Raw genomic sequence first — 13,624 nt, forward strand, 5'->3', positions numbered from 1 at the left:
GCTTCACCGGGCGGCCGTGGCGGCGGGCGTGGCGGTACCCGACGAGCTGCCCGTCGCCTGGTTTGACACGGTCGTCGACGGGGCCGGGCCCTGCGGCGTGGCGCCACCCGTCGCTCCCTGCGACTTGGGTGCGAGGTAGACGTTGGCCACGAGCTCGGCCCCCACCTGTGGGAACTTCTCTTCGTCGCTGGTGAAGCGCAGGGACTCGACGGTGAGCAGGCGCCCGCGCACCAGCAGGCGGTCACCCGCAACCCGCACGAAGCGCTTCAGACGGTGGAAGAAGTCGGCTAGGCGCAGAAAGTCGCCGTTGAAGGTGAGGGTGACTTGCACCGAGTCGAGCGCGCCCGAAGCGGTGGTGGCTGCGCCCTGGCCTTGCGCCCCACCGGCCGCCGCCCCGCCCCCGACGGGCAGCCCGCTGCCCGAGGACGTGGAGGTCTGCGTGTCGGAGGGGTTCACGCCCGACTGCTCGGCGGCCTGGTTGCGCTGGGCGCTCGCCTGGCTTGCGTTGTTGGCCGCTTCGGCGGCCTGCCCGGGCTGGCTCTGGGCCTGCTGGCCTCCGGCCGCAGCGGGAGGCTGCGAGCTGCCCGTGCCGGTCTGAGCGTTGCCGGAGGCGCCCGGATTGGCCGGATTCGCCGCCTGTGCGCTCTGGCGTTCGCCGACCTCGATCTTGGTGAACTTGACTCCCGTCCCCTTGGCAGCGGAGTCGAGCTGTACGAGCACGGTTTCCATGTCGAGATCGGCGGGGATCGCCTTACCGAGCTTCACGACGACGGCGTAGTCGCGTTCGAAGTTCGCGCGGTTCGCCTGCAGCTGCGCGAGCTGCTGGCGAGCGGCGTCGCGCGCCTGCTCCTGCTGCTGAAGCTCCTCGCCGGCCTTCGCTGCTTCATCCCGCTTCGGGGAGAGCAGCAGGAACCAGTAGGCGACGATCAGCAGAACGGGAAGGACGAAGGTGAGGATCTTGCGATCGCGGTCTGTGAGCGTCACGAGCCGCCTCCGAGCTTCGCGGGGACTTTGTTGCTGCCCTCGGGCGCTTCGTCAGCCGGGGGCGCCGGGGTGAAGGTCAAGCGGACCTCGAACTTGTAGAAGGAGCCACAGTTGCTCGGCGAGGGCCGCTCGCCGGCTTGGTCCTGGCCCGACGAGACGAGCTCGACGTCCTTGACCCGGTGCAGCTGGCGCAACCGCACCATCAGCCGTGCCACCTCGGTCTGCGAGCGCAAGCAACCAGCGAGACGCGCTTGCGGCTCGCTCGCCGTTTGTTGTGCGGCGGTCGGCTGAGCGGTCGCGCTGCTCTGCAGCCCCGACACCGAAGCTTCCGCTTCCTGCAGCCAGCCGCTGCGCGGCATAACCAGCGACACCTCGCGCAGGAATCGCTCCCAGTCGAAGCGTTGTGACGCCAGCTGGCGGACGGCCTGCTCGCGCGCTTGTTTCATCTGCGCGAACTGGCCGAACGCGCCGAGCTGCGCAGCTTGCGCTTGCAGCTGTTGCGCCTCGAGGCGCGCCTGCTCGGCCTTGTCGCGCCGTTCGCTCGCCTGCCGCGCGGTCAGGGCGTAGAGGCCGACCATCACCACGAGCACGGCCAGCGCGGCGACGACGATCTGGGCACGGCGACCGTCGCTTTTGCGCGCCCGCCGGCGCTTGTCGGGAAGCAGGTTTACTGGCCTCACGATTGACCTCCGAGAGCGAGCCCTGCGGCCACGGTGAAGCGCGTCGGGTCGTGCGCTGCCCGCCCCTCGGGATCGAGACCGGGCAGCGGATCGGCGATCGCCACCGGCAGTGCCAGATGAGCGGCGAGGTCGCCGACGAGTACCTCGTCGCGCGAACCGGGACCCGACAGCACCACCTCCTCCACCGGTGGCGAGCCCGGCTGCGCCATGTAGTAGTCGATCGACAAGCGGATCTCGTCGGCGAGACGATCGGCGCTGCCCTCGTCGTCCCAGTGCGTCGCGACAGTGCGCGTGAACAGGCACGCGGGTCCGCGCGCGATAGCGAGGTTGGTGATGCCGCCGAGATGGCAGTAGACGCGCGCCCCGCCGGTGCCCGGTTCGGTGCCGGCACCGTTGGCGCGGGTCAGTACACGCACGAGGGCGAAAGCGTCGAGGTCGAGCCCCAAGGGGCGCAGACCGGCCGCCTTGACGGCGGCGACGAGCTCCTCCACCATCGACCGTCGCGCCGCCACGACGATCACGCGCATGCGCTCGGCGCCGGTCTCGTCGGTGTTGGTGTCGATCGGCTGATAGTCGAGAACCGCTTCCTCGAGGGGCATCGCTATCGCCTCGGAAGCCTGGAAGCGGATCGCCGCCTCGAGCTCCTCCTCGTCATCGATCGGTGGCAGATCGACGAGGCGAACGACGATCTGCTGGTTGGCGACCCCGAGCCAAACGTCGCGACCGAGCTCGGCGGTGCGCGCGAACTCGCGCAATGCTGCGGCGAGACCCTCCTTGTCGCGAACCTCGCCGTCGACAACCAGACCTTGCGGGAGGTCGTGCGAGGCGGCCTTGACCACCCGTCCGCCAGCGAGTTCGCAAGCTGCCAGGTAGCGGCCGTCGATATCGAGACCGGTTGTTCCGCGTGACGACGGTCGGCGGAAAAGCGATGGAGACATTCGGCAGAGGAAGTCGTTTGCTGAGGGGAGGTACGAAGGGAGTCCTTCCACGTATCGGCAAACCGTCGGAGCGCTTGAATTTCTTCGACGGCTGGTCGATGTCGTGCAACGCGCCGTCCGCCGGCGCGACGTCGCGCGACCGCAGCTGCCGTTCGCGCCCGGTCTACGAGAGGAACCGGTCGACGTAGAGATCGACCAGCTCGGGGCCGGCGAGTATCCCGACCAGCGCGCCCAACGCGAGGAAGGGACCGAACGGGACTCCGCGCTTGCGCGCTCCGCGCCCCTCGCGGGCGATCAAGACGATCCCCACCACAGCGCCCACCAGGAAGGCGACGAACAGCGCCGGAATCACGCCCACGCCAAGGTACAGCCCGAGCACGCCGGCGAGCTTCACGTCCCCCATCCCCATGCCGGCTGGGTAGGCGAGCGCAACGACGAAGAGCGCCAAGAACGCACCCGCGGCGGCGGCGGCCAGTTCGACGAGCTCGGAGCGCGCGACGAGCGGCGCCGCGATCAGCGCGTAGGCAAGCGCCGCGAGCACGAGGCGGTTGGGAATGATCCGCCGCTCGAGGTCGATCACCGCCACGGCGATGAGAAGAGCGGATAGCGGCAGCCAGAGGGCGAGACGCGAGTCGGGCCAGCGCGCCGCCGTCACCGCCGCGAACACGAAGGCTGTAAGCCCCTCGACGGTCAGGTAGCGACGCGGGATCGCCGCGCTGCAGTGGCGACAGCGGCCACGCAGCAGAAGGAACGAAACGACGGGGATGTTGTCGTAAGCCGCGATCGGCTGGTGGCAGGCGGGGCAGCGGGAGCGCGGCCGAAGCAAAGATTCCCCACGTGGAAGTCGGTAGGCGACGACGTTGAGGAAGCTGCCGACGCAAGCGCCCACGACGAGCGCCACCGCGACCGCTACACCTGTCGGCAACTCCCCCACTTTCGCCTACCGGTTCGACAAAGAACGGGGCGGGCCTTCCGGCCCGCCCCGCAGCGAAGGACGTCGCTGTCGACCGACTACCACTGACCGTTGTTCGGGCATCCACCCTGGCCTGCCGTCTGGCAGGTACGCGTCACGGTCGACCCGTTCTTCGTGTACGTGAACGTGTTACCGGAGCGCGAACGGCCGACCAGCGTGTAGGAGTTCGCACCGCCGACGGTGATCTCCACCTGACCCTGGCCGTTCCCGATTGGGATGCCCGAGTTCTGCACGTCCTGGGACGTGTCGCAGCCGACGTAGGTCTCGCTGTTGGTGAAGCACGACTCCATGTGCGACACCAGGTTGCGGACCGCCGACTTGATCTCGGCGTCCTGACCCTTCTGCCGCTGCCCCAAGAACGCCGGCAGCGCGATCGCGGCCAGAATGCCGATGATCAGAATCACGACGAGCAGCTCGATCAGCGTGAAGCCTCGCTCGCTGCTCATCCGCTCGCGGAGCGTGCGCAACATGTTGCTTGCTACCTCCTCCATGAGGGGTCGTTTGGCCTGGGTCCCGAGCACCCCCGACCGCCTTCCGATCGCCCGGTTGCACGGACAGGGGACGAAGCCCGGGTGTCGTTGGGATCGGCGTCGCCCCCGCGCCGCTTTAGGCCACAAGGCACTTATTTGGCGCGATCCCAACGAGTGTTCGACCGCGTGGAAAAGCGAACGCCTGCTGCGGCGGTGCCCGTCAGCGCGCGTGCAGCGAGCGTGCAGCTTGCGACTGCGCTCAGGCGCCCGGATCCGGATCGCCGGGCGCGTCGCGCGTAATGGTCGCGCCCTCGCGTCCGCAGACCGGGCAGGTGTCGCCGGCCGCGAGCGTGCGCTCCGAGCAGTAGTAGCAATCCGTGACCTGCTCGAGCACACCGAGGAGCTCGCCGACGCGACACACGAGCAAGCGCTCCTCGTCGACCTCCACCCACACCCCCGCCGACGCCGGGAACACCACGTGATCGCCGGGCTTGACCGGCATCTTCACGCCGACGTGCGCCCACCAGTCGAGACCCGGCCCTACCGCGAGCACGATGCCGTGCTGTGGAGGCGGCTCGTCGGTACCGGGCGGGACGATAAGCCCGGACCGCCGGACACGGTCGGGCTCGAGCTCCTTGATCACCACACGGTCGAACAGCGGGCGCAGCTGGTGACGCATCGCCGCGAAGAGTAGGGCGCGCGCCGCGTGTCGCGCCGTCAGCGTGCCGCCGCGGCTTAGCTAGCCGCCGTCACGTGCTCCGAACGCTCGGCGCGGCGACGCTCGACGAGCTCCCGCAGCGCACCCCAGTCGACGTCACGGAAGTTGTGCATCGGGCAGTACTTCGGGCCGCACATGGAGCAGAACTCCGCGGTCTTGAAGTACTCGTCGGGGAGCGTCTCGTCGTGCATCGCCTGGGCACGCTCGGGATCGATCGCCAGCTCGAACTGGCGCCGCCAGTCGAAAGCGAAGCGCGCCTCGGAGATCGCCCTGTCCCAGCGGTAGGCGGCACGGTTGCCGCGCGCAAGATCGGCAGCGTGAGCGGCGATGCGGTAGGCGACGAGCCCCTGACGGACGTCTTCGGCGTTGGGCAGACCGAGGTGCTCTTTCGGCGTCACGTAACAAAGCAGCGAGGTGCCGTGCCAGCCGACGATCGCCGCGCCGATTGCCGAAGTGATGTGGTCGTAGCCGGGAGCCACGTCGGTGACGAGCGGCCCGAGGGTGTAGAAGGGCGCGCCGTCGCACACCTCTTGCTGGCGGCGAACGTTCTCTTCGAGCCGGTGCATCGGGATGTGTCCGGGGCCTTCGACCATCACCTGCACGTCGCGCTCGCGTGCTCGGCGTACCAGCTCGCCGAGCGTGTCGAGCTCGGCGTACTGCGCGGCGTCGCAGGCATCGGCAATCGCGCCCGGGCGCAGCCCGTCGCCGAGTGAGATCGTCACGTCGTGGCGGCGGCAGATCCGCAGTACCTCGTCGAAGTTCTCGTAGAGCGGGTTTTCGCGCCGGTGGTGGACCATCCAGCGCGCCAACAGCCCGCCGCCGCGCGAGACGATCCCGCACACTCGGTGCTGCACGAGCGGCAGGTGCTCGAGCAGAACGCCGGCGTGGATCGTCATGTAGTCGACGCCCTGTTCCGCCTGCTCCTCGATCACCTCGAGCAACAGCGCCGGAGTCAGATCTTCGATGCGCTTGACGCGCTCAACAGCCTCGTAGATCGGCACCGTGCCGATCGGCATCGTCGCTGCGTCGATGATCGCGCGCCGCGTCTCGACGATCTCCTTGCCCGTCGAGAGATCCATCACCGTGTCGGCGCCGAAGCGTGCGCAGAGCTCAAGCTTGGCGAGCTCCTCGTCGATCGACGAGGTGACCTGCGAGCGTCCGATGTTGGCGTTGATCTTGACCCGCGCGCGCAAGCCGATCGCGATCGGGTCGAGTCGCTCGTGGTTGACGTTCGCCGGCACGATCATGCGACCGGCTGCGACCTCGTCGCGGACGAGCTCCGGCGTGAGCCCCTCGCGCTCGGCGGCGCGCCGCATCTCGGGCGATACGACTCCTTGCTTGGCTAGCGCGAGCTGGGTACGGCAGTCGGCGTCGGCGGGAAAGAAACTGCGCTCGGCCATCTCGATCCTCCCTTCGCTGGCATTACCCAGGGCAGGTTCGGCGGGTCGGCGCTAGGAAGCGCCCTCTCAGCCCCTCGCACAGGAGCTCCCCGGTCGTTCTGCGGTATTCGCGGCCGAGCTTACTACCTGATCTGGTCGTAGACGCGGAACATCGGCATGTACATCGAGATGACGATGAAACCGACGATCGCACCGACCAGAACGATCATCACCGGCTCGAGGATCGAGGTCAGCGCCTTGACGGCCGCCTCGACCTGTTCCTCGTAGAAGTCGGCGACCTTGCCGAGCATCGTCTCGAGCGCACCGGTCTCTTCGCCGACGCTGATCATCTGCACGACCATCGCCGGGAAAACGTTCGGCGCCTTTGCCATCGGCGCCGAGATCGTTCCGCCGCGCGACACCGACTCGCGCACCTCGCGCATCGCCTTTTCGATCACCTTGTTACCAGCGGTGCGCCCGGTGATCTCGATCGCCTCGAGCATCGGAACACCGGCTGCCACCAAGCCTGCGAACGTGCGCGAGAACCGTGCGAGCGCCACCTTCTGGACGATGTCGCCGATCTTCATCGGGATCTTCAACTTGAAGGTGTCCCACTGCATACGGCCCCACTCGGTGCGCTTCCAGCGGCGGAAGAGCACGACGGCGCCAACGCCGACGGCGATCATCAGGTACCAGCGCCCGGTGATCAGGTGCGAGAGCCCGACGGTGAACTGCGTGATCGCCGGCAGCTCGCCACCGAAGTCCTTGAAGATCTTTTCGAACACCGGCACCAGGAAGGCGACGAGAGCGATCAAGACCAAGAACGAGAACGAGATGACGAGCGACGGGTAGACCATCGCCGCCTTGATCATCCGCCGCAGCGCTGCGTCCTTCTCGAGCTGGTTGGCGACGCGCTGCAGCGTCTGCTCGAGGATGCCGCCCGACTCGCCGGCCTGCACCATCGCCACGTAGAGGTCGTTGAAGACGTCCGGGTGCTTGGCGAGCGCGCGCGAGAAGGAGAGACCGGCCTCGACGTCTTTGCGAACGGCGGTGAGCGTTTCCTTGAGCTTCTCGTTCTCGGTTTGCTCCTCGATGACGTAGAGCGCGCGCAGCAGCGTCATTCCCGACGAGACCATCGTGGCTAGCTGGCGCGTCGCGATGACCAGCGCGTCGGCCTTGACGCGCTTGAAGCGAGCGAGGATGTCGTTGGCGCTCGGCGGCGCCTTCTCCTCGACGTCGAGCACGATCAAGCCCCGCTGGCGGAGCTGGGCCGTGACGGCCTGTTTGGAGTCGGCTTCGATCTCGCCGCGCGTCGCTACGCCAGCGCGGTCGACGGCCCTGAACGCGAAGGTAGCCATCCTCTAGCCCTCCAGACTCCTCGCTTGCGCGACCAAGCTCACGCCACCCGCACCGTTCCCATCAGGCGCCGCAGCTCCTCGGGCGAGCCGGCGCGCGCCTCGGCCAGCTCGCGCGTGATGAGGCCACGACGAGCGAGATCGGCGAGCGCGGCGTCCATCGTTTGCATCCCGTACTGGCCGCCGGTCTGCAAGGCCGAGTAGATCTGGTGCGTTTTGCCCTCGCGGATGAGGTTGCGCACCGCTGGGGTGGGCACAAGCACCTCGGCAGCCACGACCCGCCCCTGGCCGTCGGCGCGCGGCAAGAGCTGCTGGGTGACGATGCCTTGCAGCGAAACCGACAGCTGCACGCGCACCTGCTGCTGCTGGTTGGGAGGGAAGACGTCGACGATACGGTCGACCGTTTGCGCGGTGTCCTGGGTGTGCAGGGTCGCGAAAACGAGGTGACCGGTTTCCGCTGCGGTCAAAGCCGTCGAGATCGTCTCGAGGTCGCGCATCTCGCCAACAAGGATCACGTCGGGGTCCTGGCGCAGCGCGGCCTTCAAGCCAAGCGCGAAGCTCTCGACGTCGGAGCCGACCTCGCGCTGGTTGACGATGCAGTTCTTGTGGCGGTGCAGGAACTCGATCGGGTCCTCGATCGTGAGGATGTGCTCGTGGCGGTGCTCGTTGATCAGGTCGAGCATCGCCGCGAGCGTCGTCGACTTACCGGAACCGGTGGGGCCAGTGACGAGCACGAAGCCGCGCGGCTTGCGCGTGAACTCCTCGAGCACGGGCGGCAGCCCGAGCTCAGCGAGCTTCGGCATGTCGCGCGGGATCAAGCGGAACGCTGCGCTAAGCGCCGAACGCTGGAAGTAGACGTTGACACGGAAACGGGCGAGATTCGGAACCGAGTACGCAAAGTCGATCTGCCAGTCGGTCTCGAGGCGCTGGCGCTGGTCGTTGGTGAGGATCGAGTAGACGACCTCGCGCACGATCTGCGGCGTGAGCACCGGGAAGTCGAGCGGCTGCAGGCGACCATGGACGCGCACCATCGGCGGTACACCGGCGGTGAGGTGCAGGTCGGAAGCACCCTTTTCGACCGTTTGCAAGACGACTTCTGCGAAATCGAGTTCCATCGCAGTCTCCTATCGGACGGAGCGCTCGGACACCTGAGTGTGCCGGCGACTTCGCTGCGGGCAGCGCTCTTCTCGCACTATCGGCAGCACGCCGAGACCCATGAAATCCGGGCGCAGTCCGCTAAGCGGCGACACGCGCCACCTCCGAGATCGAGGTGACACCTTGCTTGACCTTCTCGAAGCCGTCTTCGCGCAACGGGCGCATCCCCTGTTCGATCGCGACGCGCCGGATCTGATCGCTCGAGGCGCGCTCGACCGTGAGCTCGCGGATCTCGTCGCTCATCAGCATCACCTCGTGGATGCCGGTTCGGCCCTTGTAGCCACTGCCGCCGCAGTGTTTGCAGCCGACCGGCTCGTACGCCTCGATGTCGAAGGCCGCGTGGTAACCGGCGGCACGCAAAGCCTCGACGGTGAGGATCGTCCGCTCCTTGCAGTGCACGCACAGCATCCGCACCAGCCGCTGGGCGACGACGCACACCACCGCCGACGCTGTCAGGAACGGCTCGATACCCATCTCGGTGAGGCGCGTGATCGCCGAGGGCGCGTCGTTGGTGTGCAGGGTCGACAGCACCAGGTGGCCGGTCAGCGCCGACTCGATCGCGATCTGCGCGGTCTCGGCGTCGCGGATCTCGCCGACCATGATCACGTCGGGGTCGGCGCGCAGCATCGCCCGCAGCCCGGCGGCGAAAGTCAAGCCCGCCTTGTTGTTGACCTGCAGCTGGTTGACCCCGGGCAGCTGGTACTCGACCGGATCCTCGATCGTGATGATCTTGCGGTCGGGCGAGTTGAGCTCGTTCAGCGCGGCGTACAGCGTCGTCGACTTACCGGAACCGGTCGGGCCCGTGACAAGAACCGCCCCGTGCGGGCGCTTGAACGACTCTTCGAAGCGCTGGCGGTTGCGCGGGCTCATGCCGAGCTTGTCGAGCCCGATCAGCGCCTTTTCTTTGTCGAGGATGCGCATCACGACGCCCTCGCCGCGCACCGAGGGCATCGTCACAACGCGAACGTCGATCTCGTGTCCGTCGACGTTAAGCGACACCCGCCCGTCCTGGGGGATGCGCTTCTCGGCGATGTCGAGGTTCGCCATGATCTTGATCCGCGAGATCGCGCTCGCGACGAACTTGCGCTGGATCGTCGTCGCCTCGCGCAAAACGCCGTCGACCCGGAAGCGCACCTTGAGCTCGGAGTCCTCGGGCTCGAAGTGGATATCGGACGCGCCCTCCTCGATCGCCTGCTGGAGGATCTGGTTGACGAGCCGCACCACCGGCGAGTCGCTCGCCGTTTCGCGCAGCTCGCCGAATGCTTCCTCGAGCTCGGTTTCGTCCTCTTCGACGACGTCGGCGCCGAGCTCGACGCTCGACGACATCTTTTTGATCAGCGTCTGGATGTCGTCGACCGACGCGACGACGGGCCGCACGTCGCGACGGATCAGCAGCTTGAGGTCGTCGAGGGTGACGATGTCACGCGGGTTCGCCATCGCCACCGTGACGACGTCGTCGCTCTCGAACCCGACCGGGACAGCCTGGAAGCGCTTGGCGTCCTCGGGCCGGATCAGGTTGAGGGCGTTGGGGTCAGGCTTGCGCTCCTGGAGATCGAAGTACTCGAGCTCGTAGCGTGCGGCGATCGCCCGCGCGAGTTGGTCGGGCGTGATCACCCCTTGTTTTACGAGCAGCTCTTCCGGAGCGGCGCCCTCGGCGCGCGCCTGCTCGACCGCGCGATCGACGACAGCGCGCGAGGCGAAACCGAGCTCGACGATGACGTCGGAAACGAAGCGGCCCTTGGGGCTGCGGTTGCTACCCCCACCGTTCCCGGGGGCGCTACCGGCGGCACCCGCCTTGCCGTTCGCCGAGTCCGCCGCGCGGCTCCCCCGGCCGCTTGCCGGCTTGGTGGCGGTGGCCACGGCGGCCTCGTCCTCGGATTCAGCCGCCTGCTTGGCGTTACCGGGGGCCGAGACCGTCCGCGTCTGCGGTTGGCCCCTGGCGTCGCTCATCGCCTACTGTCCCGGACCTCCTGAACGAGCGTCTCCGGGTCGATGTAACCCTCGACGACCCGTGCCTTGCGGTCGCGCCCAACGATCACCACGGCCGGCACCTGGTTGATCTCGATCTTGCCGAGGACCTGCGCGTAATCGTCGATCCGCGTCGAGCGGGCGCGGACGACCGGCGCCAGACCGCTGCGCTCGACAGCACGCACGGCGGCCGCCACGTCGCTGTCTTCGATGCCGCGCGGGTCGTAGAAGAAGAGAACGACCGTCCGCCCGCGTTCGATCGAGCGCAGGAACGCGGCCGGCAGAGACGAGCCGCGCTGCACAGAACTGCGTGGCGCCGATCGCGTGTTCGTGACCGCACGCTGGCGGGTCTCGGCGCCGGACCGCTCCCGTCCGGCGGCATTGCGCGCTTCCGTCGGCGAGGTTGCACGCTTGCTGTCGCGCGCGGTGCGCTGCGATCCTGCGCCACGTTTGCCGGCAGCCGATCGCTGCGCGGGGTTAGCGCTCTGCACCGCGTTCTCACTCGGACGCTGGGCTACGGGGGGTGGTGCTGCTGTGCCAGCGCTCTCGTCGGAGTTGTTGCTGATCGAAACGGCGTAGGTCGCGGCCGCGAGCACCGCTGCGATCAAAGCCAGGAGGAGGGGACGCGAAATCGCCATGTGGTCGCTATCGGCAGGAAGGCGCGAACGGCTTAGACCCGCACGCGCGCCGGCGCAGGACGATCGCCGCCGCTATCGAGACCGACCGCCGAACGCATCACTTCTAGCGGAGCCGTGCGGCCGGTCCAGCGCTCGAAGCTCCGCGCCCCCTGGCGCACTAGCACTTCGAGTCCGTGCACGAACGAAGCGCCGGCCCGCCGCGCCCAGCGCTCGAGCGGCGTTTCGTGATCGGCGTAGACAAGGTCGACCACCGTCGCGGGCGGCGTGCTTCCGGCGAGCCGGAGCGCAGCGAGAGCGTCGTCGAGCGCGAGGGTTGGATCGAGCCCGACGCTCGTCGCGTTCACGAGCAGATCGGGCGCGGAAGCCAGCGGGTCGTGGGCGACGCGGCAACCGATGCTCTCGGCGAGCTCACGCGCCCGCTCGCGCGTGCGGTTCCACACCGTGACATCGGCCGCCCCCGCACTGACGAGCGCCCAGGCCGCAGCGCGCGCCGCGCCACCGGCGCCGAGCACCACCGCTCTGAGCCCACGAACCTCCCGCGGTATCGCGTCGAGGAGGCCACCGACGTCGGTGTTGTCGGCAGCGACCGCACCGTCGGCGAACCACAAGGTGTTCGCCGCCCCCGTTTTTTCGACAGCGTCGCTGCGCACCTCGGCCAGCTCGGCGGCCGCGATCTTGTGCGGGATCGTCACGTTGACACCGCGGTAGCCGAGCGCTGGCAGCTCCCGCACCACCGCCACGAAACTCTCGGGCGCGACCGGCAGGCGCAGGTAACGCCAAGCATCGAGACCGACCGCATGCAGAGCGGCGTTCATCATCTGCGGCGAGCGACTGTGTGCGACCGGCCAGCCGACGACCGCCAGGAGCACCTGCGGCTGCGTGCGTTTGCTCGCATCAGTCGCCATCGCCGTCAGCAACGTGTCGGCGAGCGGCCGCCGGCGCGCTCGCGAGCGGCGCGGTAGCGAGCGACATCGCGCTCGAAGTCGCGCGCGTTGGTCGAGAAGGCGTGCTCGCCGCAGGTTCCCGGCTTGACCACGTAGTAAAGGAAGTCGGTGCGTGCTGGGCGTGCCGCGGCACGGATCGAGGCAAGACCCGGGTTCCCGATCGGTCCGGGCGGCAGGCCGCTGCGCAGGCGCGTGTTGTAGGGGCTCGGCGAGTTCAGCTCGCTGACACGCAGCGGCCTGGTCCAGTTGTCGAGGGCGTAGCGCAAGGTGGCGTCGATGCCGAGCGGCATCCGGGCGCGCAAGCGGTTGTAGATGACCGAGGCGATCAGCGGCCGCTCGCGCGCCAAGCGCGCTTCCCGCTCCACCATCGAGGCGATGATCAGAACGTCGTAGGGGGTGAGGTTCTTGCTGCGTGCGTACGCCAGGTCGACGCTCGCGAAGGCGCGGCGGAAGGCTTCCAACTGGCGCCGCACGAGCTGCGCGGCGGTGGCGCCAGGTCGTAGCTCGTAGGTGGCAGGGAAAAGGAAACCCTCGAGCGTCGCACCCGCCGGTGCGCCGTAGTTGCGCGGATCGAAACCGGGCGCGCTGCGGCTCGCAGCCAGGTAGTCGCCACGCACCCGGCGGGCGAGTAGCCGCGCCACCTCGCGTCGCGAAAGCCCCTCGGGGATGACGATGCGAAGAACGCTGGTGTCGGCGCCGGCGCGCAGCGCGGCGATAGCCGCTCCGTAGCTCATGTTCCGGCGCAGCTCGTAGGTGCCGGCCTCGATCGCGGAAGCCGCCCCCGCTAGGCGTACGCGTAGCGAGAACAGCGTCGCGTCGGCGACGACACCGCGCGCTTCGAGCAGGCGCGCGACGTCGGTCAGCGTCGCTCCTCGCGGCACGGTCAACACGACCCGCCCGTGTCCACCGCCGTGGAACGGCTGCCACAGAGCGACCGCGAACGCCGCCACCACCGCGAGCGCCGCAGCGAGCGCAGCGAGCGCGATGGCGCGGCGGCGGCGGGTTCGGGCGCTCACCTCACTCCCCCTCCGCTCGCGCCGAAGCGTGCGACGCGAGCCAACCCTCGAGCAGCACCGCTGCCGCGCGCGCGTCGGCCGGCGCCGCCCCGCCGCGATCCTCGGCCAGCCGGGTGGTGAAGCGCTCGTCGTAGAGCTCGACCGACACCGCGACAGCGCGCGCGAGCGCGGCGGCGAAGCGCTCGGCTCGGCGCGCCTGCTCGCCACGTTCACCGCGCAGCGTCAGCGGCAGTCCGACCACGACGCGCTCGACCGCGTGCTCGTCGACGAGGCGCGCAATGCGCGCGACCGCCTCCTCGACCGGACGGCCGGGGATCGCGGCGATCGGGCGTGCGACCGTGCCCGAGGGATCCGACAAGGCGAGGCCGATCCGAGCCGCGCCGTGATCGACGGCGAGCACGCGCAC

At 68.7% G+C, this 13,624-nt stretch carries 14 protein-coding genes and 1 riboswitch; all 14 genes read right to left on the reverse strand.

What is annotated here, in order from left to right; genetic code table 11:
* Positions 1–3: 3 nt before the first annotated feature.
* A complete protein-coding gene (locus tag JDY09_RS05675) occupies positions 4–984 on the reverse strand; it encodes a hypothetical protein (RefSeq protein ID WP_274715960.1) in 981 nt (326 codons plus the stop codon).
* Complete coding sequence (locus JDY09_RS05680; RefSeq protein WP_274715961.1) at positions 981–1,664, reverse strand: hypothetical protein; 684 nt, start codon at positions 1,662–1,664, stop codon at positions 981–983. The genes JDY09_RS05675 and JDY09_RS05680 overlap by 4 nt, the downstream gene beginning before the upstream one ends.
* Positions 1,661–2,602, reverse strand: a complete 942-nt coding sequence (pilM, locus tag JDY09_RS05685; protein WP_274715962.1) for a type IV pilus biogenesis protein PilM — start codon at positions 2,600–2,602, stop codon at positions 1,661–1,663. Before pilM ends, JDY09_RS05680 begins: the two co-directional genes overlap by 4 nt.
* Positions 2,603–2,765: 163 nt before the next feature.
* Positions 2,766–3,527 carry a prepilin peptidase gene (locus JDY09_RS05690; RefSeq protein ID WP_274715963.1) on the reverse strand — a complete coding sequence of 254 codons (762 nt, stop codon included), beginning with the start codon at positions 3,525–3,527 and terminating at the stop codon, positions 2,766–2,768.
* An 86-nt stretch (positions 3,528–3,613) separates the two neighbouring features.
* Entirely contained in the window at positions 3,614–4,066 is a 453-nt protein-coding gene (locus JDY09_RS09935) for a type IV pilin protein (protein WP_342455247.1), read from the reverse strand.
* 238 nt (positions 4,067–4,304) lie between these two features.
* The gene (locus tag JDY09_RS05700) at positions 4,305–4,724 is read right to left on the reverse strand and encodes a co-chaperone GroES (RefSeq protein WP_274715964.1); all 420 of its coding nucleotides are present in this window, start codon (positions 4,722–4,724) and stop codon (positions 4,305–4,307) included.
* A gap of 56 nt (positions 4,725–4,780) precedes the next feature.
* Positions 4,781–6,163 carry a phosphomethylpyrimidine synthase ThiC gene (thiC, locus tag JDY09_RS05705; protein WP_274715965.1) on the reverse strand — a complete coding sequence of 461 codons (1,383 nt, stop codon included), beginning with the start codon at positions 6,161–6,163 and terminating at the stop codon, positions 4,781–4,783.
* Positions 6,154–6,264: riboswitch (TPP riboswitch) on the reverse strand. (Overlaps the previous gene by 10 nt.)
* A 21-nt stretch (positions 6,265–6,285) precedes the next feature.
* Positions 6,286–7,500, reverse strand: coding sequence for a type II secretion system F family protein (locus JDY09_RS05710; protein WP_274715966.1), 1,215 nt, complete (start codon positions 7,498–7,500; stop codon positions 6,286–6,288).
* A 38-nt stretch (positions 7,501–7,538) separates the two neighbouring features.
* The gene (locus JDY09_RS05715) at positions 7,539–8,612 is read right to left on the reverse strand and encodes a type IV pilus twitching motility protein PilT (RefSeq protein ID WP_274715967.1); all 1,074 of its coding nucleotides are present in this window, start codon (positions 8,610–8,612) and stop codon (positions 7,539–7,541) included.
* 121 nt (positions 8,613–8,733) lie between these two features.
* A complete protein-coding gene (locus tag JDY09_RS05720) occupies positions 8,734–10,602 on the reverse strand; it encodes a GspE/PulE family protein (RefSeq protein WP_274715968.1) in 1,869 nt (622 codons plus the stop codon).
* A complete protein-coding gene (locus JDY09_RS05725) occupies positions 10,599–11,111 on the reverse strand; it encodes a hypothetical protein (protein WP_274715969.1) in 513 nt (170 codons plus the stop codon). Before JDY09_RS05725 ends, JDY09_RS05720 begins: the two co-directional genes overlap by 4 nt.
* 179 nt (positions 11,112–11,290) lie before the next feature.
* Positions 11,291–12,163: a shikimate dehydrogenase gene (gene aroE / locus JDY09_RS05730; RefSeq protein WP_274715970.1), complete on the reverse strand. Its 873-nt coding sequence runs from the start codon at positions 12,161–12,163 to the stop codon at positions 11,291–11,293.
* 5 nt (positions 12,164–12,168) lie between these two features.
* Positions 12,169–13,218, reverse strand: a complete 1,050-nt coding sequence (gene mltG / locus JDY09_RS05735; RefSeq protein WP_274715971.1) for an endolytic transglycosylase MltG — start codon at positions 13,216–13,218, stop codon at positions 12,169–12,171.
* Position 13,219: 1 nt separating this feature from the next.
* The gene (ruvX, locus tag JDY09_RS05740) at positions 13,220–13,624 is read right to left on the reverse strand and encodes a Holliday junction resolvase RuvX (RefSeq protein ID WP_274717997.1); all 405 of its coding nucleotides are present in this window, start codon (positions 13,622–13,624) and stop codon (positions 13,220–13,222) included.

Source organism: Thermoleophilum album (assembly GCF_028867705.1).
GTDB lineage: Bacteria > Actinomycetota > Thermoleophilia > Solirubrobacterales > Thermoleophilaceae > Thermoleophilum.